The sequence below is a fragment of the Streptomyces actinomycinicus genome (genome assembly GCF_016741775.1).
Classification (GTDB): Bacteria; Actinomycetota; Actinomycetes; order Streptomycetales; family Streptomycetaceae; genus Streptomyces; species Streptomyces actinomycinicus.
In genome coordinates, this window is record NZ_JAERRK010000002.1 from 1 (window position 1) to 21,175 (window position 21,175).

General features: G+C 72.1%; 20 protein-coding genes. 3 read left to right on the forward strand and 17 right to left on the reverse strand.

What is annotated here, in order from left to right:
* The 17 genes from JK359_RS04015 to JK359_RS04095 all read right to left on the reverse strand — a co-directional run.
* On the reverse strand, window positions 1-1,371 hold a 1,371-nt coding region (locus JK359_RS04015), incomplete at its 3' end, for a condensation domain-containing protein (protein ID WP_307787949.1).
* Window positions 1,368-6,011, reverse strand: coding sequence for a non-ribosomal peptide synthetase (locus JK359_RS04020; protein ID WP_201831699.1), 4,644 nt, complete (start codon window positions 6,009-6,011; stop codon window positions 1,368-1,370). The genes JK359_RS04015 and JK359_RS04020, both read right to left, overlap by 4 nt.
* Window positions 6,012-6,288: 277 nt before the next feature.
* Window positions 6,289-7,296, reverse strand: coding sequence for an ApeI family dehydratase (locus JK359_RS04025; protein WP_201831701.1), 1,008 nt, complete (start codon window positions 7,294-7,296; stop codon window positions 6,289-6,291).
* Window positions 7,293-8,033: a 3-oxoacyl-[acyl-carrier-protein] reductase gene (gene fabG / locus JK359_RS04030; RefSeq protein ID WP_201831703.1), complete on the reverse strand. Its 741-nt coding sequence runs from the start codon at window positions 8,031-8,033 to the stop codon at window positions 7,293-7,295. The genes JK359_RS04025 and fabG overlap by 4 nt, the downstream gene beginning before the upstream one ends.
* A 92-nt stretch (window positions 8,034-8,125) precedes the next feature.
* On the reverse strand, window positions 8,126-8,287 hold the full coding sequence (locus JK359_RS04035) for a hypothetical protein (RefSeq protein ID WP_201831705.1): 162 nt from the start codon (window positions 8,285-8,287) through the stop codon (window positions 8,126-8,128).
* On the reverse strand, window positions 8,284-8,475 hold the full coding sequence (locus JK359_RS04040) for a hypothetical protein (protein WP_201831706.1): 192 nt from the start codon (window positions 8,473-8,475) through the stop codon (window positions 8,284-8,286). Before JK359_RS04040 ends, JK359_RS04035 begins: the two co-directional genes overlap by 4 nt.
* 3 nt (window positions 8,476-8,478) lie before the next feature.
* Complete coding sequence (locus JK359_RS04045; RefSeq protein WP_201831707.1) at window positions 8,479-9,117, reverse strand: 2-hydroxychromene-2-carboxylate isomerase; 639 nt, start codon at window positions 9,115-9,117, stop codon at window positions 8,479-8,481.
* Window positions 9,114-11,030, reverse strand: coding sequence for an alpha/beta fold hydrolase (locus JK359_RS04050; RefSeq protein ID WP_201831708.1), 1,917 nt, complete (start codon window positions 11,028-11,030; stop codon window positions 9,114-9,116). The genes JK359_RS04045 and JK359_RS04050 overlap by 4 nt, the downstream gene beginning before the upstream one ends.
* Window positions 11,027-11,890: a beta-ketoacyl synthase N-terminal-like domain-containing protein gene (locus tag JK359_RS04055; protein WP_201831710.1), complete on the reverse strand. Its 864-nt coding sequence runs from the start codon at window positions 11,888-11,890 to the stop codon at window positions 11,027-11,029. Before JK359_RS04055 ends, JK359_RS04050 begins: the two co-directional genes overlap by 4 nt.
* The gene (locus JK359_RS04060) at window positions 11,883-13,016 is read right to left on the reverse strand and encodes a beta-ketoacyl synthase N-terminal-like domain-containing protein (protein WP_307787950.1); all 1,134 of its coding nucleotides are present in this window, start codon (window positions 13,014-13,016) and stop codon (window positions 11,883-11,885) included. Before JK359_RS04060 ends, JK359_RS04055 begins: the two co-directional genes overlap by 8 nt.
* Window positions 12,994-14,163: a beta-ketoacyl synthase N-terminal-like domain-containing protein gene (locus JK359_RS04065; RefSeq protein ID WP_201831712.1), complete on the reverse strand. Its 1,170-nt coding sequence runs from the start codon at window positions 14,161-14,163 to the stop codon at window positions 12,994-12,996. Before JK359_RS04065 ends, JK359_RS04060 begins: the two co-directional genes overlap by 23 nt.
* Window positions 14,160-15,365 carry a beta-ketoacyl-[acyl-carrier-protein] synthase family protein gene (locus JK359_RS04070; protein WP_201831714.1) on the reverse strand — a complete coding sequence of 402 codons (1,206 nt, stop codon included), beginning with the start codon at window positions 15,363-15,365 and terminating at the stop codon, window positions 14,160-14,162. The genes JK359_RS04065 and JK359_RS04070 overlap by 4 nt, the downstream gene beginning before the upstream one ends.
* Before the next feature lie 4 nt (window positions 15,366-15,369).
* Complete coding sequence (locus JK359_RS04075) at window positions 15,370-15,630, reverse strand: acyl carrier protein (RefSeq protein ID WP_201831716.1); 261 nt, start codon at window positions 15,628-15,630, stop codon at window positions 15,370-15,372.
* 225 nt (window positions 15,631-15,855) lie between these two features.
* Window positions 15,856-16,344 (reverse strand): 3-hydroxyacyl-ACP dehydratase FabZ family protein, encoded by a 489-nt coding sequence (locus tag JK359_RS04080; RefSeq protein ID WP_201831718.1) that lies wholly within the window; start codon window positions 16,342-16,344, stop codon window positions 15,856-15,858.
* Between the two features lie 50 nt (window positions 16,345-16,394).
* Entirely contained in the window at window positions 16,395-16,769 is a 375-nt protein-coding gene (locus JK359_RS04085) for a 3-hydroxyacyl-ACP dehydratase FabZ family protein (protein WP_201831719.1), read from the reverse strand.
* Window positions 16,770-16,979: 210 nt separating this feature from the next.
* Complete coding sequence (locus tag JK359_RS04090) at window positions 16,980-17,867, reverse strand: recombinase family protein (RefSeq protein WP_201831720.1); 888 nt, start codon at window positions 17,865-17,867, stop codon at window positions 16,980-16,982.
* Between the two features lie 360 nt (window positions 17,868-18,227).
* Entirely contained in the window at window positions 18,228-18,479 is a 252-nt protein-coding gene (locus tag JK359_RS04095; protein ID WP_201831721.1) for a LysR family transcriptional regulator, read from the reverse strand.
* 357 nt (window positions 18,480-18,836) lie between these two features.
* On the opposite strand from JK359_RS04095, the gene JK359_RS04100 reads away from it, so the two are divergent.
* Genes JK359_RS04100 through JK359_RS04110 form a run of 3 tightly spaced genes read left to right on the forward strand, consistent with a single transcriptional unit; the run spans window position 18,837 to window position 21,175 of the window.
* The gene (locus JK359_RS04100; protein WP_307787951.1) at window positions 18,837-19,820 is read left to right on the forward strand and encodes an ATP-binding cassette domain-containing protein; all 984 of its coding nucleotides are present in this window, start codon (window positions 18,837-18,839) and stop codon (window positions 19,818-19,820) included.
* Window positions 19,817-20,605: an ABC transporter permease gene (locus JK359_RS04105; protein ID WP_201831722.1), complete on the forward strand. Its 789-nt coding sequence runs from the start codon at window positions 19,817-19,819 to the stop codon at window positions 20,603-20,605. The genes JK359_RS04100 and JK359_RS04105 overlap by 4 nt, the downstream gene beginning before the upstream one ends.
* Window positions 20,606-21,175 carry a hypothetical protein gene (locus JK359_RS04110; protein ID WP_201831723.1) on the forward strand — a complete coding sequence of 190 codons (570 nt, stop codon included), beginning with the start codon at window positions 20,606-20,608 and terminating at the stop codon, window positions 21,173-21,175.

Here is a 21,175-nt window from a genome sequence, read left to right on the forward strand (position 1 = left end):
GGAGGGCTGGACCTCCGGCGCCCCAGTGTCGTTCCACTGCACCAGGACCCGGTGGCGTTCCTCCTCACCCAGCACGTCGACGGCCGCGACCGGCTGTGCCGCGTCGCGGATGATCGAGGTGATGACCCGGACGAGGCGGTCCGCGACGGCCTCCACCTCGCCGTGGGCGAAAGCGCCCGACTGGTAGTTGAAGCGCAGGGTGAGACGCGGTCCGGGGGCCATGACCAGGGCCAGCGGGTAGTGCGTGGCGTCGTGCGGCTCCACCCCGGCCAGGCGCAGGGCGGTGCCGGGGATCGACTGGTCGAGTTCGTGCGGGAAGTTCTCGAAGACGACCAGCGAGTCGAAGAGTTCGCCCGTGCCGGCGGTGCGCTGGATGTCGGCGAGGCCGACGTACTGGTGGCGCGCCATGCGCAGGCTCTGCTGCTGGAGGCGTTCGAGCAGGGTCAGCACCTGCTCGTCCGGACGGACCCGGGCGCGGACCGGCACGGTGTTGATGAACAGGCCGACCATGGACTCGGCGCCGGGTACCTCCGCGGGGCGGCCCGCGAGGGTGGTACCGAAGACGACGTCGTCGCGGCCGGTGTGGTGGGCCAGCAGCAGCGACCAGGCGCCCTGCACCACCGTGTTGGCGGTCAGGCCGTGCGAGCGGGCGAACGTGTTCAGGGCCTCGGTGAGTTCGGCCGAGAGCTGGACGACGTGGTTGAGCGGGGTCTTGTCGGCGTCCGCGGGGACACCGGGCGCCAGCAGGGTGGCTTCGTCCACGCCGTCGAGGAGTTCGCCCCAGGCCGCCGTGTGCGCCGTCGCGTCCTCGCGCATCAGCCAGGCCAGGTAGGTGCGGTGCGGGACAGCTGCCGGGAGGTCCCGGGCTTCGGGGTCGGCGTACAGGTGCAGGAGGTCCTCGATGAGCAGGGGCATCGACCACCCGTCGAGGAGGATGTGGTGGTTGGTGAGCAGCAGGACGTGGCTGTCGTCGGTCAGGCGGATCAGGGCGAAGCGCAGGAGCGGGGGGACGGCCGGGTCGAAGCGGCGGGCGCGGTCCTCTGCGATCACCCGTTCCTGCTCCCGCAGGCGCTCCGCCGGGGCCAGCCTGCGCAGGTCGTGCTCGGTGAAGTGCAGCGGCACGGTGCGGTGCACCACCTGGACGGGGTCGCCGTCACGGCGGGCCCGGAAGCCGGCCCGCAGGCTGGGGTGCCTCTCCAGCAGCTTGGCGGCGGCCCCGCGCAGGGCGGTGACGTCGAGCGGGCCGCTCAGCGAGAGGGCGAACTGGACCGTGTAGACGTCGGGTGCCGTCTCGTCGTACTGCGCGTGGAAGAGCAGGCCGGCCTGCAGGGGCGTAAGGGGAAGGACGTCTTCGATACGCGACTGCTTCACTGGGCGTTCTCCCATTCTCGGGCCAACTCGTCTTCGAGAGCGTCAAGCTCGTTCTGGCTGAGGGTGTTCAAGGTGAGGTCCGACGGGGTCTGCACCACCGTGTCCGACTGCTCCGCGCTGGTGATGAGCGCTTCCAGGCAGCGCTGCCACAGGCCCGCGAGGCGGGTGGCCGCTTCCTCGGTGACGAGGGCCTCGGGCCAGGTCCACCGCGCGGTCAGGCGGCGGCCGTCCGCTCCGTCGCGCACCATGACGTTGATGTCGAGCTGGTAGGCGGCGGGCATGGCGGGTTCCGTGATCTCGCCGAGGGCCTCACCGGGCGCGAGGCCCCAGCTGTGCGGGTCGGTGGCGGCGGCGTCGAAGCGGCCGAGGTAGTTGAAGCCCACGTCGGGCCCAGGGCGTGCGGCGAGTCCGGCGGCGGTGTCCGGGTTGTGGTGGCGCAGCAGTCCGTAGCCGATGCGGTCGCCGGGGACGGCGCGGAGCTGCTCCTTGATCTGCTTGAGGGCGTCGTCCGTGGCGGCGCCGCCCTGGCTCGCGGCCCGCGCGGTCGCCGGGTCGAGGCCGAGTGTCACCGGGTACAGCGAGGTGAACCAGCCCACGGTCCGGGACAGGTCGTGCGTCTCGGTGAGCGGTACGCGGCCGTGGCCTTCGAGGGCGACGGTGAGCCGGCCGTCCCCGGGTTCGTCCGCGCCGCGCCACTGGGGGACCGCCATCAGCAGCGCGGTCAGCAGTACGTCGGTGACGGCTCCGTTGATCCTGGCCGGCACGGTGGTCAGGAGTGGTTCGGTCAGGTGGGGTTCGAGTGTGGTGTCGAGGGAGACGAGCCGGGCCACGGTGTCCCGGGCCGGGTCGAGCCGGCCGCCGCCCGGCAGCAGCGGTGCGGGGCGGGCGACCTGGTCGGTCCAGGCCGGGAGTTCGGCGGTCCGCCGGGGCGAGCGGGCCTCGTCCGCGAGCCGGTGGGCCCAGCCGCGGAAGGAGGTGCCGCGGGCGCCGAGGTCGGGGGTGCGGCCGGCCGCCGCCGCGCCGTAGGCGCTCTCGAGGTCGTCGAGGAGGATGCGCCAGGAGACGCCGTCGACCACGAGGTGGTGCAGGACGAGCAGCAGCCTGCCGGGCCGGGTGCTTCCGGCGTCGAACCAGACCGCTTGGACCATCACGCCGTCGTCGGGCCGCAGTCGGTTCGCCGCGGCCTCCCGGTGGTCGGCAACGGTGGCGGCGAGCGCGTCCTGGTCGAGGCCGGCGACGTCGACGACCTCGAGACCGTCGGTGAGGTCGGTGGCGTCCGTGATGCGCAGTCGCCACGACGGGAAGCGTTCCAGGCGGGCCCGGAGGACGTCGTGGTGGGTGAGCAGGGCGCGCAGCGCGGTGCCGAGGTGGTCGGCGCGGACTCCGGCCGGGGTCTGTACGAGGGCGAACTGGCCGAAGCGGTCGATGCGTTCGCCGCGGCCGCGCAGCCACTCCATGATCGGTGTGGTGGGGACCTCGCCCACCGGGCCCGCTTCCTCGTCGTCGTCCGTCCCGGTGGCCGTGGCACGCGGGGCGAGCGCCTCGGCGGTCTTGTACGCGAAGACGTCCTCGGCGGTCAGGAGCAGTCCCCGGGCGCGGGCCCGGGAGACGAGGCGCATCGCGACGATGCTGTCGCCGCCGAGGTCGAAGAAGTTGTCGGTGACGCCGACGGTCTCCAGGCCGAGCACTTCGGCGAAGGCCCGGCACAGGATGTCCTCGGCCTCGTTGCGGGCGGCGGCCGCGGTGGTGAGGCCGCCGTAGTCCGGTGCGGGCAGGGCGCGCCGGTCCAGTTTGCCGTTGGCGGTGGTGGGCAGGTCGGTCAGGATCACCACGGCGGCCGGGATCATGTACTCCGGCAGCCGGTCGGCCAGGGCGCGGCGCAGATCGGCGGAGCGTGCGTCGGTGCCGGAGCGCAGGGTCACGTAGCCGACGAGCTGGCTGCCGCCGGGGCCGTCCGACCGCAGGATCACGGCGGCCTGCCGCACCTCGTCGAGGTCGCAGAGGGCCGCTTCGATCTCGCCGAGTTCGACGCGGAAGCCGCGGATCTTGACCTGGTCGTCGGAGCGTCCCAGGAAGATGAGGTTGCCGTCGTCCCGCCACCGGGCCAGGTCGCCTGTCCGGTACATCCGCTCGCCGTGCCGGAAGGGGTCGGCGACGAACCGCTCGCCGGTCAGCGCGCTGCGGTTGAGGTAGCCGCGGGCCAGTTGGACGCCGGAGAGGTACAGCTCGCCGGGTACGCCCGCCGGTACGGGGCGTAGCGCGGCGTCGAGGACGTAGGCGCGGGTGTTCCAGACGGGCGCGCCGATCGGGACGCTGTCGCCCTCGTCGTGCGGACCGCACCGCCAGGCGGTGACGTCGACGGACGCCTCGGTCGGGCCGTACAGGTTGTGCAGTTCCACCGCGGGGAGCGCGGCGAAGAACTGGCGCTGGGTCTCGCGGGGCAGCGCCTCGCCGCTGCACACGACCCGGCGCAGGGCGGGGAACGCCTCGGTGAAGGGGGCGCGGGCCAGGAACGCCTGCAGCATGGAGGGGACGAAGTGCAGGGTGGAGATCCGCTGTGCGCGGATGACCTCGGCGAGGTAGGCGGGGTCCTTGTGCCCGTCGGGCCGTGCCACGACCAGGGTGGCTCCCTCGGCCAGGGGCCAGAAGAACTCCCATACGGACACGTCGAAGCCCGAGGGGGTCTTCTGCAGGATGCGGTCGTCGCCGGTGAGACGGTACTGATCCTGCATCCACCGGAGCCGGTTGACGATTCCGGCGTGCGGGACGACGACGCCCTTGGGGCGGCCGGTGGAGCCGGAGGTGTAGATGAGGTACGCCGGGTGGCTCGACCGCAGCGGGGTGGTGCGGTCCCGGTCGGTGGGGTCGGTGCCGGGGTGCCGGGCGAGGTCCGCGCGGGTGCCGGCGTCGTCGAGGCACAGGAACGGGCAGCCGGTGGGGGGCAGGTGCGAGGCGGTGTCCGTGGTGGTGAGGACCGCGGTCGGCTGTGCGTCGTCGAGGACGTACTCGATCCGGTCCCGGGGGTGGCCGGGGTCGACGGGCACGTAGGCGGCGCCGGCCTTGAGCGTGGCGAGGAGCGCCACGACCAGGTCCGCCGAGCGGTGCAGCGCGACGGCGACGCGGTCCTCCGGTCCGATGCCCAGGCCGATGAGCCGGTGGGCGAGCCGGTTGGCGCGGGTGTGCAGCTCCCGGTAGGTCAGCGTCTCGTCGTCGAAGACGAGGGCTTCGGCCTCGGGGGTGCGGCTCGTCTGGGCTTCGAGGAGGGCGGTCAGGGTGCCGAGGTCGCGGCCGGTGTCGTTCAATACGTGGACGAGGTGGTCGCGTTCGGCGGGCGTCGCCACCTCGATGCGGCCGAGGGACCGGTCCGGTGCCGAACGGGCCAGGTCGGCGAGGAGGTGCTCGAACCGGGCCGCGTGCCGGTGCACGTCGCCGGGCTCGTAGACGTCGCCGTTGGCGTGCAGGTCGATCGCGAGGCCGTGGCGGCCCGGCCGGCCGTCGACCACGAACGTCATGTCGTCGTTGGGGCCGACGGTGAGGCTGTGTGAGACCGTCTCGCAGCCGGGGATCGAGAAGTCGGCGTCGAACATCAGGAAGTTGATCTGCGGTCCGACGAGCCGGCGGTCGTCGCCGATGAGCTTCAGGTCACGGCGCAGGTCCTCGTACCGGTAGTGCTGGTGGCGTATCGCGCCGTGCATCGCCTCGGCAGCCGCCCTGGCCAGCTCGGCCACGGTGCCTGTGGCCGGTACCGGGATGCGCAGCGGCAGGACGTTGGAGACCATGCCCGGGATGCGCCGGGCGGCGCCCGTGCGGCGGGCCGCGACCGGCAGGCCGAGGACGACGTCGGTGGTGTTGGTCATCTTCGCCATGTACAGCGCGATGGCGGCGGCGGTGACGGCCGGCCAGCTCGTGTTCGTCTCCCGGGCGAGCCGGTGCAGCCCGTCGGTGACCGGGTCCGGAAGGCGCCCGGTGCACCGGTGGAACGAGGAGGGCATGACCGGCTGGCCGCCCGAGAGGCTGGCGGGCTCCGGCCGGTCCCCGAAGCGGTCGAGCCAGTACTCCCGGTCGGCCGCGAAGCCGTCCGAGGCACGGTAGGCCGCGTCGGCCTCGACGAGTTCGGGGAGACCGCCCAGCGCACGCCGGGGATCGGGGGCCTGGCCGCCGGTGAGTTCCCGGTAGATCTCGGCGGTGCGGCCGGCGATCAGGCCGCCGCTGAATCCGTCGAGGACGAGGTGGTGGGCGCGGTAGTACCACTGGAGCCGCTCGCCGCCGAGGTCGATGAGGGCGAACAGGTACAGCGGGTCCCGGGCGGGGTCCACCGCTGTGCGGGCGTCGGCCAGCATCCAGTCGAGGGCGGCCGCCTCCGGGTCCTGTTCGGTGCTGACGTCGACCGTGCGGAGCTGGGCGGGCGGGGCCGGGTGCACGTTCTGCACCGGCTCGCCGTCGTGCTCGTGGAAGGTGGTCCGCAGCGCCTCGGCCTCGCCCAGGACCCGGTGCAGTGCCTCGGCGAACGCGGCCCGGTCGAGCGGGCCGCGGATGTCGACGTACTCGGCGATGTTGTAGATGGCGTTGTCCGGGTCCAACCGCTGAGCGAACCACATGCCGCGCTGCGCCGCAGTGAGATCAATGGCTTCAGCAGGCACTGCTGACATTGTCGTTCCCCTCCGTTGGTTTTCTCGACGCCGGTCTCTGCCCGCTGGGCGGTTACGTCGGCGACGGTGCTCAGCCGCGGCCGTATGAGGTGTTCTGCTTCACTGGCCCGGCAAAGTCGAAACCACGGCGGAAATCACTCGCCAAAAACGCGACGTTCGCCTTTTCCGGCACTCGGCAACACATTCAGAATTCACTGAGACTCATCGATTCGGCAGCACAGTGAGAATATGCGTTGAGCGCGCGTCGGTCGCGATCTCTTTCAATACTTCAAAGCAGCCCGTTCGAGGGGCGCAGCACGGCGAGCGCCTGGCCGATCTCGGCGACCAGTTCGTCTCCCCGGTGGGTCTCGCCGCTCATGATGACGCCGGCGGCCGTGTACTGGTCGATGCGGACGGTGTGCCGCAGGGTGTCCCCGGGGTGGACGCCCCGGTGGAAGGTGATGTCGCGTACGGCGGCCAAGATGGGTGCGGTGCCGTCCGGCTGTCCCCCGGCCCGCTCGCGCTGCAGCCACAGCAGGGCGCCGCCCTGCCCCCAGGACTCGATCAGGAGGGACGGCGGATAGCGCAGGGCGCGCTCTCCCGCGCCGGGTGCCAGCCGCGCGTAGCACGGTTCGCTGCCCGTGACCGCCTTGCTGGTGACGATGCGGTCGTAGGGGTCGAGGGCCAGGACCCGGTCGACCAGGAGCATGGGGTGGGCGTGCGGGATCGTGCCGCGGATCCCGGCGTGTTCGAGCAGCACCGTCTGCGGGCCGGCGGAACCGGTCCCGCCGGAACCGGTCCCGCCGGCACCGGAGTCGCCGTCGGGGACCGCTTCGGTGCCGGTACCGGCCGCGATCCGGAAGCGCATCGAGACCTTCGCGGCCCGTGTGTCCCCCCTGCGGCAGTCGGCGGTGACCTCCAGCTCGTCCGCGCCGTCCGCGCCGACGGCCCTGGCGACGCAGTGGATGTCGAGCCGGTCGCCGGGCCGCAGTGCCGCGAGGAAGCGGACGGAGGTGATGTGTGCCGGTTCCGCGAAGGCGTGCGTGCCGTGGTTCTCCCACACCAGGTGCAGGACCGCCTGGTAGACGGACTCGATGACGAACGCGCCCGGATAGATGGTGAAGTCCGGGTAGTGCCCCTCCATGTACGGGTCGTCGGCGCGGATGAGCTTGTGGGCGGTGACCTCGGTGGCCGACAGGACGGTGCAGGAGTCGACGGCGGGCAGCGGGACCGCCCGTGCCCGGCGGCCGGCCTCGATGGCGGCGCCGGGCACGGGCGGCGGGGCGACGAGGGTCACAGCACGACTCCGCCGTCCACCCGGATCACCGCGCCGGTGATGTAGCCGGCCTTCTCCGAGAGCAGGAACGACACGAGGCCGGCGACCTCGTCCGCGCGGCCGTAGCGGCGCAGCGGAATGCTCTTCAGGGCCTGGGCGCGCACCTTTTCCGAGAGCGCGTCGGTCATGTCGGTCTCGATGAAACCGGGGGCGACCACGTTGACCCGCACGCCGTAACCGGCCAGTTCCTTGGCGAGCGAGATGCTCATGCCCTGGATGCCGGCTTTGGAGGCGGAGTAGTTCGACTGGGTGGCGTTGCCGTCGATGCCCGCGACGGAGGACATGTTGACGATCGTGCCCTCCTTGCGCTTCATGAAGCCGAAGACCACCGCGCGGCAGAAGTTGAACGTCCCGTCGAGGTTGGTGCCGATGACGGCCCGCCAGTCCTTCGGGTCCATCAGGACCATCGGGTTGTCCCGGACGATGCCGGCCGAGTTGACGAGGGCGCGCACCGGGCCGGCCGCCTTCTCCGCCGCGGCGACGAACTCCTGTACGGCGTCGAAGTCGGACACGTCGCAGGGGGCGTGGTACACCTGCGCGCCCGCCTCGCGGATCAGCTTCTCGGTCTCCTCGGCCGCCTCCGTGCCCGAGCGGTAGCAGAAGGCGATGTTGCGGCCTTCCTGTGCCAGGCGGACGGCCACCGCGCGTCCGATGCCCCTGGAACCGCCCGTGACGACGGTGCATCCCTCTTCAGTCACTGCTCTCTCTCCTTAGCCGGTACGGCACAACTCGATCCGGCCGGGACCAGCTGGGGCCGGTCCGGCCGGGGGCGGAACCACAGCGCTGCGGCTCAGCCGCAGCCGCCCGCGGTGTCCTGGTCCAGGGCGCCGACGCGGTCGACGACCTCCTTCGGGACGCCCGCCAGCGGGTCCTCACCCCACTCCTCGTCCACCAGGGGGTAGCCGGCGGCCGGCTCGCGCGGCCCGTCCGGCCGCAGCGTGTTCGTACTCATCTCTCCGTGCCTTTCCGTGGCCGTACGGTGGCCAGCTGCTGTTCCAGTGCGGCGAGGAAGACTCCGAAGGGGTCGTCCAGCGCCCTCGGGACGTTCGCCAGCGGGTCCTCGCGCCATGTCTCGCCCATCAGCGCGGAGCCGGAGCCCGGCTTCCGTACACCGTTCGCGCGCGGGGTGCTCGGGCTCATGGCTCAGCCCTTCGCGGCGGTGGCCGCCAGCTGCTGCTCGAGCGCGGTGACGAAGTCGTCGAGGCGGTCCAGGCCCCAGTAGCGGTGCCTGCCGAGCCGGAAGTAGGGGACGCCGAACACGTCGTCCTCGTACACGTCCATGAGCGCCTGGACGCCCTGCTCCCGGATGGCCGGGTCCTCGGGGGCGGCTGCCAGCACGTCACCGTCCAGGCCGGCCTCGTTGCAGACGCGGCGCAGCTGTCCGCGGTCGCAGATGTCCTCGCCCCGCTCCCAGCGGGCGGCCATCACCGCGCGGTAGTACTCGCGGTGGACCCCGAGTTCGCGCGCCTTGAGCCAGCCGAGGTGCGGCAGCTCCCACCACTCGTCACCGGTGTCGATCGGCCACTTCATCGCGAAGCCGTGCTTCGCGGCCAGCCGCTTGGTGTCGCTGAGGATGTACAGGTGCTTGGCCTTGCTCATCGCGACGTAGTGGAACTCGCCGCCGCGCGCCGTCAGTTCGGCGAGGCTCTGCTCGTCCGGTTCGGTGAACGGCACGTACTCGATGAGCCGGTCCGCGTCGGGCAGGCGCTCTTCCAGCAGGCGCACGGCCATCCAGCTGAACGGGCTGCGCAGCGAGAAGTACAGGCGGGGCGGCCTTCTCATGCCTGGCCCCCGAGCAGCGCCGCCTTCACGTCCTCGTCGAAGAGCGCGACCGTGCCGGCCTCCTCGCCCCTGCTGATGGCGTAGCCGTGCATGATCGTCGCCGTCGCGGCCAGCTCCAGGCTCTCCCCGCGGCGCACGTAGCAGTCCATGCGGGCCGTGTAGACGGTGTCCTTGATGACGTCCTCGACGGTGAAGACCGTGTGCACGGTCTCCTCCATGAAGATGTCGGAGAGGACCTGCACCCGGGCCCGGGAGACGACCGGGATCCAGGCCCGCTCCTCGAGCAGCTTGCCGATGGCGAGGCCCCGGTCGTGCAGGAAGCGGTCGACGACCTCCTCGAGCGTGCGGACGTAGGCCGAGTGCTGGAGCCGGTCGGAGAAGTGGCAGTAGTAGTACGGGGCCCGCCAGGACCACAGGTGCGCGCCGGAGCCCTCGGGGACCAGGACGTCGGCGACCTCCTGGCCGGGCGCGATGGGCAGGCTGGCCGACTTGGCATTGGCGAGGGCGGCCACCTCGGGCACCACGAAGGGCGCGAGCATCGCGGGCACCGGCTCGGTCCCGGAGCCGTCCTTGACGGCGACGAGGGCGACCCGCAGCTTGCCCTTGAGCACGGTGACGGCCTCGCCGCCGCGCTCCACCGTGAGCGTGATGGTGAACGGCGCGCCCTGGTCCGGCTTGGGCGTGGCCGAGACCACCGTGGCGTAGACGCGGTCGTCGACGAAGAGCGTCGCGGGCAGCTGCACCGAGGAGTCCACGATCTCCAGGCCGAGACCGTAGCGGTGGTACATGTCGCGGGCCCCGACACCACGCTCGCGGAAGTACTCCAGTACGGCCTCCTCGGCCAGGTACATGAAGTGCTTGAACCCGATCCAGGTACGGATGTTGGCGCCTTCATAGCGGGGCATGCCGACATAGGTCGTGGGGGCGCCGTCAAGCAGTTTCGTCACAGTGCCTTCTTCTTCGAAATCGGATGCGGGTGCGCATATGGGGTCGGGTACGCATTCCGGTGCGGGTGCGAGTGCCGGCGCGGCTGCGAACTCCGGTGCGTGTGGGGATTCCGGTGCCGGTGCGTAGTCGGACACGGGTACGGACGCGGGTTCCGTGGCCGTGGCGGTGACCGGCGGGGCGGAGAGGATGCGGCGCAGGAACACGTCCGCCTCTCCGGCCAGCTCCCGCGCCTGCGTCACATGGCAGAAGTGTCCGTACACCCCGCGCAGCCGGACCGTCGCCGCGGGCATGGCGCGGTCGAGGGCGGTGGCCCGCATCGGGGTGAGCGACTCGTCGTCCACCCCGGCCAGGACCAGGGTGGGCACCTTGATGCCGGAGAGGTCGAGCCGGCCGGACGCCTCGAACTCCCGGTGGAAGACGGGAAGTCCGCCGACGACGGCGCGATCGCTCGCCTTCTGGGTCATCGCGGCGATGATCTCGGGATCGATCCGGGCCGCGCGGGGGCCGAGCGCGAGGGTGACTCCCTGACGGATCACCTTGCGCAGCGCGCCCTCCGAGCGCAACCGGATCGCGGGGGACACGGGGAAGCCGGCCGGGCGGTAGAACGGTGCCGCGAGCACCGCGGCACCGACACCCGGGTCGCCGTCGCACCTGGCCAGGAACTCCAGTACGGCGTTGGCCCCGAACGAGTGGCCCACCAGGGCGGCGGGCCGCTCGGGCACCAGCTCCAGGGCACGGCGCAGCCACTCGCCCGGCGAACCGTCGGCCCGCCAGGCGTAGGAGTTGCCGCCGTGCCAGGGCAGCTGGAGCGCGTAGACGCGGTAGCCGGACAGGTGTTCCGCGAGGTCGCGCCAGATGCCCCAGGAGTCCTCGATGCCGTGGGCGGCGACGAGCACGGGGCCCTGCCCCGGGCCGCGCCGCACTTCCAGGCCGTCGGCCCGGGCCACCGTGTCCCACCCGGTCATGCCGCGCTGCCGATCGGTTCCAGCCGGCTCGCGGTCACAGCGGCCCAGGCGTCCTCGCGGTCGCCGCAGGCCACCGTGAGCGGGCCCGTGGCCTGCCCGGAGGCGAGCCGTTCGGCCGCGACCGCGAGGCCGATGACACCGTCGGCGCCGTAGTGGCTGCCGACACCGGGCTCCGCGCCGGCGGGCCGCAGGCCGTGCCGCTCGACGGAGCCGATGGTGACCGTCGCGCGGCCGGTCCAGGCGCCGGGCACGCCGAGCAGGACACAGCCGGCCCCCTCGGTCAGGGCGCCGCCGTCCGGACGCAGCGCCTCGAGGTCCCGGGCCACCGGGTCCGCGGGCTCGACGCCCACGACCACGGCGCGGCGGGCCCGGCCCGCGCGCAGCAGCCGGGCGGCGAGCTGCACGGCGTCGAGTCCGGCCGTGGCGCCGCTGCACACCGCGAGGTTCGGCCCCGTGAAGCCGTACCTGATCGCGATGCTGCTGGCGATGATGTTGCTGGAGGCGTTCGGCGCGTCCAGGACGCTCACCGCGGCGCCGCCGCCCTCACGCATGTCCGAGACCATCGTGCAGACGGTCTCGACGTTGCCGAGGTTCGAGGCGACGACGACGGCGGTGCCGGCCGCCTGGTCCACCGGGCCGGGGGTCCGGCCCGGTGGCACGCCGAGTGCCCGGTGCACCGCGCACAGGGCGAGGCGGGTGGCCGGCTCCTTGCCGAGCAGTCCCTTGCGGCCGAGGACGAGCTTGGCATCGGCCGCGGAACAGGCGGGCTCCTGCGGGGAGCCGGGCAGCTCGGCGGCTGTCCTTCCGGGCACGTGCACGGCCCAGCCCGCCAGCACGATCTGCGGGTCGCGGTCAGTCATCACTCGCCTCCACGATCGTCACGGCGTTGACACCGCCGAAGCCGAAGGCGTCGACCTGCGCGAGGCGCGGGCGGGCCCGCAGCGGGGCGCCCCGCACGAGGCCGAGCTTCTCGGCCTCGGGCATCGGCGAGCGCAGCCCCACCACCGGTGGGACGGTCCCGGCACGCATGGCGGTGAGTGCGACGAGGACGCTCATCAGTGCCGAGCCGCCCGACGTGTGGCCGATCGCGCCCTTGACGGCCGTGACCGGCGGGCCGTCGGGACCGAACACCTCGAGGAGGGCGGCGCCCTCGGTGGGGTCGTTGAGACCGGTGGAGGTGCCGTGCGCCACCACCAGGCCGATGTCGTCCGGCGATGTCCCCGCGTACTCGTGCGCCTGCCGCATGGCCGCGACGATCCCCGCCCGGTCGGGCGCGGTCTCGTGGTACGCGTCGCAGGTGAGGCCGACGCCCCGGAGCACACCGAGGGTGGGCCGCCCCTCGGGGACGTCCTCGGGGCGCTCGAGGACCACGGCCGCGGCACCCTCGCCGAGCAGGACGCCCGGGCGGTCCTCGTCGAACGGGCGGACCATGTCCGAGGTGCCGTCCGTCACCTTGCCGATGACGGTGAGCATGCTCTCCGTCATCGTGTCGCACCCGGCGGCGACCACCACGTCGGCGTCGCCCAGTTCGAGGATGTCCGCGCCGAGTGCCAGCGCGTATCCGGAGGCCGCGCACGCGTTGGCGATGGTGTGCACCTCCGTGACCTCGGGCACCGCCGCCCGGACGGCCTCCCTGAAGTGCAGCTGTGTCAGGTGCAGCGGGGTGCCGTCGGCGTGCCACTGCTCGACGCCGCGCAGCTCGCGCAGACCGGTGCCCACGACCACTGCCACCCGGCGCCGGGCGGGGTCCACCCCGGCGTCGCGCAGGGCCTCGGCCACGCAGTCGGCGAGCCAGTCGCCCGCCAGGCGCGGCCTGGACCCCGGCCGGCCGTCCTGGATCTCGTAGCCGTGGGTGACGCCGAGCTTGCCGGGGTCGCCGAGGCGCAGCGGGGCGACCCCGCTGCGCCCTTCCAGGAGGGCCAGGCAGGTGGCTTCCAGGTCACCGAGGCAGGTGACCATGGAGCTACCCGTGATGGCCGCCGACACGGCTCCACCCCCTGATGACCGCGGCACCGGCGGCGCCCTCCGCGGAGCGGGTGGTGATGACCGAGATCTCGCCGTCGCGGCCCGGTTCGGCCCGGTGCCGGGCGAGCAGTGCGGCGACCTGGAAGGCGCCGGTGGCGCTGAGCGCCTCGCCGGTGGCCTCCGTGACCCGCAGCCGTGGCACGTCCGCGCCGAGCACGGCGGTGACGGCGGCCTCTTCGGCGTCGTCGAGGCGCGGCATGCCGTTCCAGGCCGTGGCCACGGTGGCGACCTCGTCGGGCGTCACTCCGGCGCGGCCCAGGGCCCGCCGCAGACAGGTCTCCAGGCCGGCGGAGAACGCTCCGTCGGGGCCGGGGGGATCGAAGACACCGGCCTCCACGGCCAGCACCTCGGCGTCCATGGCGCGGCCCGCCGCGCGCACCTCCTCGGCGCGCTCGACGACGAACACCGCGGCGCCCTCACCGGCAGGCAGGTCGCCGCCCTCGACGGACTGCATGAAGTACGCGGCCCACGCGGTGTGCGGGCTGAACTCCTCCACACAGCCGACGAGCAGGGCGTCCGCGTAGTGGCAGTTGATGAGGTTGCGGCCGTAGCGCAGGGCGTTGTGCATCGCCATGTGGCCGCCGGCCACCGTGGCGTTGGGGCCCTTGAGGCCGAACCAGATGCCCGCCTGCCCGGCCGCGCAGTTCATCACGGCGTTGGGGAACAGCAGCGGGTTGACCAGGTAGGGACGGTCCTGGGTGAAGGTGTCCCGGCTGTAGTCGCTGGTCGACTTGGCGCTGCCGGTGGTGGTGCCCAGGGTGATGCCGATGCGGTCGCGGTTGTCCTCGCCGACCTCCAGATCGGAGTCGGCGAGCGCGGCCTTGCAGGCGACCAGACCGAGGGAGGTGGCGCGGTCGAAGAACGAGGTGCCCTTGCGGCCCAGGTGGTCGCGGACCTTGAAGTCCACGAGCGCGTGGGCCTCGGGGCGGGGCAGCGGCTCCTCGTACAGCTCGGAGGCGTTGCCGGGCTCGGGGTCCGCGAGCGCCGCCGCGAGGGCCTCCGGTCCGAGGCCCGCTCCGGAGAGCACGCCGAAACCGGTGATGGCCAGCGTGCCGGTGGCGGCCGTATCGGGTGTGGCGGCCGCTGCGGTGCCGGTGGCGGTCGTCAAGACATCCTCCCGAGGACGACGATGGCGTTGTTGCCGCCGAACGCGAATCCGTTCACCTGGGCGATCCGGACGTCCGCGGTACGGGCGTGGTTCGGCACCGGGTCGATCGCCGGCAGCTCCGGGTCAGGAGTGCTGAAGTTGATGGTCGGCGGCAGGAAGGAGCCGCGGATGCCGAGCACCGAGGCGATCGCGCCGAGGCCGCTCGCGGCTCCCATCGCGTGTCCCAGCATCGACTTGGTCGAGCTGATCGGCGGCGGGTCGTCGCCGAAGACGTCGACCACGGCGCTGGCCTCGGTGTAGTCGTTGGCCGGGGTGCCGGTGCCGTGGGCGCAGATGTAGTCCACGTCCTCGGGCCGGATGCCGGCGTTCTTGTGCGCGAGCCGCATGCACGCGGCGATGCTCGCCCGGTCCGGTGCGACCATGTGGCTGGCGTCGCAGTTGAGGCCGTAGCCGAGTACCTCGGCGTAGATGCGGGCGCCGCGGGCGAGTGCCGAGTCCAGGCTCTCCAGGAACATCGCGGCACCGCCCTCGCCGGTGATGATGCCCGAGCGGTCCCTGTCGAAGGGCGAGCACGCCTTCTCGGTGAGCGCACCGAGCCGGTAGAACCCGGCGTGCGACCAGCGGTGCACCGAGTCCGCACCACCGGCGATCATGTAGTCCGTCTCGCCCGAGCGGATCATGTCGCTGGCGAAGCCGAGAGCGTAGTTGCTGGCCGAGCACGCGGTGGACAGCGTCACCGCGTCGCCGGTGAGGCGCAGTTCGCGGTTGACGGCCTGCGACAGTCGCGCGCTGGAGACCTGACGCACCAGGCCGGCGTCCAGACCGGTGGGACCGCCGGCGAGGGAGTCGGCGGTGAGCCGCTCCAGGATCTGCGTCTCACCTCCGGTGGTTCCCATGGTGGAACCGGCCCGCGAGGACGCGAGGACGTCCTCGTCGATGCCGGCGTCCGCCACCGCGAGACGGGCGGCGGACGCGGCGAAGAGGCTGGTGCGGCCCCACTCTTCGACAGACAGCCGACGGACCATGTCCTCCGGCCGAAAGTCGTGCACCTCTCCGGCCATGTAGTAGGGGAAACCCGTGGTGTCGAAGCACTCGATGGGCGAGACGCCGTTGACACCCTGTCGCAGCGCCTGCTCGTAAGCGGCTGCTCCGATCCCGATACTCGAGACAGGCCCCAGGCCCGTGATGACTACCCGTCGCATGTGATCAGTCCAGCCAGCCGGCGCGCTCGGCGAGGATCTGGTACACCGCGGTCAGGTTCTCCATCTTCGGGAGGTCCGACTGCGGGATCTCGACCTTGTACTTCTTCTCCAGGCGGGCGAGGATCTCGATCGCGCGGAGCGAGTCGGCCTCGTGGTCGTTGGCGAAGTTGCTGGTCTCGGTGATCTCCTCGGGCTCGACCTCGAGAACCTCGGCAACGATCTCGCGGATCTCGTCGAGCTGCTCCTGCTGCACTGCGGTTGACATTTCCATTCCCCATCTTCCGGAAAGGCGAGTCTCGCCTTTACTCAATTAGATTAGCGCGCCCAACTCCGGCACATCCAGGCCGTATAGGGGTTCAGAATTAAGCGGCTTTTCCGCCGGAAATCGGCGCGCGAAAGACACGGGCGCTGATTTCGCGAACGCCCGTGAATTCTTTTATTTCGGATTGACCGGCCGGGCCGGCCGGGACCCGGTGCGGGACCGGACCGGTCAGCTTGCGCCCGTGGCTTGCAGGGCGGCGGCCGGCTTCACCAGCGTCACCGCCTGGCCGACGGTGAGGATCGGCTCGCCGCCGACCGAGGCGGTGCCCTCGAAGAACGTGGCGCCGGCGGTCTGCTGCACCAACTTCACGTCGTGGCGCACGAGGTCGCCCGGGTAGGCCTGCCCGTGCACCGTCACCTTGGACATGCCGCCGAACAGGACGACCTCCCCCTCCCCCGCGCCGCCCTGGTCGCCGTGGGCGGCCAGCAGAGCGGCGCTCTGGCACCAGGACTCGATCAGCAGGGCGGTGGGGTAGGCGTACGCGCCGTCCTCCGCGTCCTCCGGGACGTCCTGGTACCAGGGCTCGTTGCACGTCACGGCCTTGACGGTGGAGATGCCGTGGCCGGCCGTGACCTCGAGCACCCGGTCCACGAGCAGGATCGGATAGCGATGCGGAATGAGCGTCTTCGCCGTTCCGGGCCCGAACGTAGCGGACATGTGCGGTCTGCCTTTCCCCTGCGGTTGGTGGGACGGGTGGGCGGGAGCCACTACAGCTCGCGGTAGCGCAGGCGGAAGGTGGCCGCCTTCGCGCCGTCGGCGGTGCAGTGTCCGGTCACCGTCCACAGGGCGTCCTCGCCCGCCGTGAGGGCGCAGTCGGCGGTGACCTCGGCACCCGGGGTCACCGGGGACAGGAAGCGGGCGGACACGACGGACTCCAGCAGCAGGCGGCGCCCGTGCCCGGCGGCGAAGCGGCGCACCGCGCACTGCGTCAGCTCGAGCAGGAACACTCCGGGCAGCAACGGGAACCGGGGGTAGTGCCCGGCGAACACCGGCGCCTCCGGATCGACCGCGACGCTCAGCGTGACTCCGGTGTCGTCCAGGCGCCGCAGCGTCTCCCCTGGCAGCAGGGTGACAGCGGACATCGTTGCTCCTTCTCTTCGGACTCGTCGGGCGCGTCGGGCTGTTCGGCTCCGCAGGCCCGGCGGACTCGTGGGGCGGGCTGTTCGGATCCGCGGGCCGGGCGGACTCATCAGGCTCTTCGGGCTGTTCGGCCCGGCGGACTCATCAGGCTCTTCGGGCTGTTCGGCCCCGCCGGCCCGGCGGCTTGTCGGGTTCCTCGGTCTCGTCCCGGGTCACAGGCGCAGCGCGCCGCTCAGGGGCCTGCCCCCGGCGCCGACCGCGGCCTTCACCCGCAAGGTGCGCGAGGTGTCGGTGTAGGTCATGTGCAGCCCCAGCGAGCGGAACAGCGCGGCGTGCTCCTCGCCCGGGACGTCGGGCAAGGTCCCCAGCTCACAGCCGGCTCCGCGCACCGCGGCGCGTACGTCCCGCAGCCAGGCCAGCACCGCGCCCACGGCCGCCTGCTCCCGCAGGTACACATTGCGCGGGTGCTCGTCCTGACCGGCCGCTCGCACGGAGGCCCCGGGAAGACGACAGCGGTAGTAGGACTCGCCGTTGTTGTGGGTGCCCTGCATCAGCCGGTGGCACCAGGTGCAGCGGACCAGCCCACGCAGGACGTACGTACGCCCCGGCGGCCGGGTCCGCCCCGTGCCCGCCCGTCGGGCCGCGAACAGTTCGCCGACGCGCTCCGCCACCGTGGCCGGCACGATCGGCTGGAAGGGGGCGGACGGGCCGCCCGTGTAGCGCGGGTTCACCAGGATCGACCGCACGGTCCCCTTGGACCAGGCCGCACCGGGGACCGGCCCGGCCGGCCGGTACGACGTCCCGTCGGCCGCGGCGTGCCCGCGTGTGCTCGGGCTGGGGATGCCGTCGGCGGTCAGGCCCTCGGCGATGTCCTGCAGCCCCCTGCCGTCGACATACTCGGAGAAGATCCGGCGGACGACGGCCGCGGCGCCCTCGTCGGGGACGACCGCGAGCGCCGACCGGTCCGCCCCGGCGGTGACGCGGTAGCCGTACGGAGGGCGCCCGCGCCGGCCCGCCGCGCCTGCGGCCGGGAACTTCGCCTGGGGCCCGCACCGCTCCCGTGCCCGTTCCGGCCGTACCGAATGTGTCAACGTGCCCACACCGTCCTCTCTTCGCCACGGCCGAGGTCGCCGAGCGCGCCAACGCTAAGCCGGGGTGCCCGGCCCGTTCCGAGTCGTGTCCGGAAAGTGCCATCGCGGGTGGTGACCCGGCCGACGGCGAGCCGGCGGAGCGTGGTGTCCGCCACGCTCCGCACGCTGTGCCCGTGGTCGGCGGCGAGATCACCCGGCCCCGGCGGGGGGACCGGGGCCCGCTCCGCCGAGAGGAGTCTGGACACCGCCACGGGCCGTGGACCAATCCAGTTTCAAAGCCTGAATGCGCTGCTGGCCGTGCCCCCGGGTCATGGGGACACTGGCAGGGCGCACGCGGCCGGCGGCCCGTCGCGGCCGGCCGCCGGGCGGTCAGGCGGCGACGCTCTTGATGCTCTCGAACAGGCTGAGCATGGCGCGCGCCGAGGGCAGGATCATGCGCCCTTCGCGGGTGAGCCGGGCCCCGGTCGAGTCCCGTACGAACAACTTGGTGCCCAGCGCCTGTTCCAGGCACTTGATCTGGTAGCTGACGGCCGGCTGGGAATAGCCCAGGCACTTGGCCGCATGGTCCATCCTGCCTGTTTCGGCGATCGAGACGAAGGCGCGGAGCTCTCGCTCGTGCATGACCAACTCTCCTCAAACAATTCGCTGTCGGTGGACGAAAAAGACTCCGTCCCACCGTGTCGACGCCATTTTCACGCCCCACCGCACCGGTGCGGCAGCTCGCTGCAGGAACGTGTAGAGATGCCTTCGGCGCGGCCGGAGGGTGCTATAAGCGGGCCCTCATCGCGCCATATCGAAATATTCACAGTGGATTGGAGGGCGATCCGCGGACTGCGTACCGTCGTGGCCGCCTGCCGGCTCGTCGCCGGTGAGGCGCGACCGTCACGGACGGCGTCGATCCGCCGGCCTCGCGACCACGTACGGCCGCAGATGGTGTGCGAACGGATCCAGGTCGTTGCATCGATCGAGGAGGCTGGCGTGGAGTACGCCATAGAGACCCACGACCTTTCCAAGAGCTACGAACGTCACAAGGCCCTCGACGGGCTCGGTCTCGCGGTTCCGCCGGGAACGGTCCTGGGGCTGCTGGGCCCGAACGGTTCCGGCAAGACCACCACGGTCCGGCTGCTGACGACCCTGCTCAGGCCCGATTCCGGCAGCTGCCGGATCGTCGGCCTCGACGTCGTCAAGCAGGCCAAGGAGGTCCGGCGCAACATCGGCCTGGCCGGACAGTACGCGGCGGTCGACGAGCGGCTGACCGGACTGGAGAACCTCCGGCTCATCGGGACCCTGTACCACCTCGGCCGGCGCGAGGCCCACCGCCGTACCGACGACCTGCTGGAGCGGTTCGGGCTGACCGATGTGGCGGACCGTCAGGCCAAGACGTACTCGGGCGGTATGCGCCGGCGTCTCGACCTGGCGGCGAGTCTGCTCGCCGACCCGCCCGTGGTGTTCCTGGACGAACCGACCACGGGCCTGGACCTGATCAACCGCATCGCCATGTGGGAGCTGGTCCGGGAGCAGACCGCCCGCGGTACGACCGTGCTGCTGACCACCCAGTACCTCGAAGAGGCGGACCAGCTGGCCGACCGGATCGTCGTCCTCAAGAACGGCCGGACGATCGCCGACGGCACCCCTGACGAGCTGAAGGTGGGCGTGGGCGGCCAGCGCCTCGAGGTGACCCTCGCCGATCCGGCACGGGCCCAGGACGCCGCCCGTGCCCTGCGCGAGTGGGGCGTCGGCACGGCGACCGTCGGCGAGGGCGGCCGGCGGGTGACCGTGCCCGTCGACGGCGGCATCGACGCCGTCGCCACCGCGGTCACCGCGCTCAAGGGCGAGGGCGCGCACATCGTCGACTTCAGTCTGCGCAAGCCGTCGCTCGACGATGTTTTTCTCAGCCTGACCGGGCACGGAACACCGGCCCGGGATTCGCAGCCGGACGCAGAAGCGGAGCACGCGGCATGAGTGAGGTAATCGTCGACGGTGTGGCCCTGATCGGGCGGCACATCAAGCACATCCGCCGGGTCCCGCAGAAGCTGCTCTCCGTCACCGTGATGCCGGTGACCATGGTCCTCGCCTTCGGTTACATCCTGGGCAGCGCCATGGACGTGCCGGGCGTCGAGTACCGCGAGTACTTCATGGCGGGCGTGTTCGCCCAGGTCATGGTGGCGGGGATGACCACGACCGGTGTGGGCGTGTGCGAGGACCTGAACAACGGTCTCGTGGACCGTTTCCGGTCGCTGCCCATGTCCCGGTCCGCCGTCCTCATCGGGCGGACGGTGTCCGATCTGCTCCTCTCGGCGATCGCCTGCGTCGTGATGTCGGTCGTCGGGTTCGCGATCGGCTGGCGCATTCACGGCGGCTTCTGGTCCGCCCTCGCCGGATTCGGTCTGGTCCTGCTCCTCGGGTTCGTCGCCATCTGGGGCGGAGCGCTGCTGGGGCTGGTCCTGCGCAACGCCGAAGCGGTGGGCTCGCTCGGGTTCGTGATCGTCATGCCGTTCATGTTCCTGTCCAGCGCCTTCATCCCGCTGGACGGACTGCCGGGCTGGCTGCGCGCGGTCGCCCAGTGGAACCCGCTGACCGCGGTCACCGACCAGTGCCGGCGCCTGTGGGGCAACTCGACCACCGCCCACGGCGACGGCTTCGCCGCCGCACACCCGGGCCTGGTGTCCCTCGTGGCCCTGGCGGTCCTGTTCGTGGTGATCGTCCCGGCCACCGTGCGCAGCTTCGGCAAGGCCACGGCCCGCTGAATGGCCGCCGAGGAGACTTCCGGGGGCGGAGCCGGCGAGGTTCCCGGGGCGCGGCTCGACGAAGTGATGCCGCAGTGGCACTTCCGCAAGCGTCCCCACCGGGTCCGGATCGACGGGCCGGGCGAGGCCGTCCTGCGGGCGGTCACGGAGGTCACGTGGTCGGAAGTGCCACTGTTCTGCACACTGTTGCGGGTCGCGTCGTTCGGCCGGGTGCGTCGCGATCCGGGCCGGGCGGTCCTCGAGGAGTTCCTCTCCAGCGGCTTCACGACGCTGATGCGTGACGACCGGGAGCTGGTGCTCGCCGCGGTGTCGGGCGGTGAGCCGTTTCCCCCGCACGACGCGGACGGGGCGCGGGTGGCCTGGTTCCGCGACTACGCCGAGCCCGCCTCGACCAAGGTGGCCTTCGACTTCCGGTTCGTCGACGGTGTCCTGAGCACGGAGACCCGGGTCTTCGGCGCCGACGAGGCGGCCCGTGGCCGGTTCCGCCGGTACTGGTCGCTCATCCGGCTGCCGGCCGGGCTCGTCCGCAGGGAGATCCTGCACGCGGTCCGCCGCCGGGTCCAGCAGTGA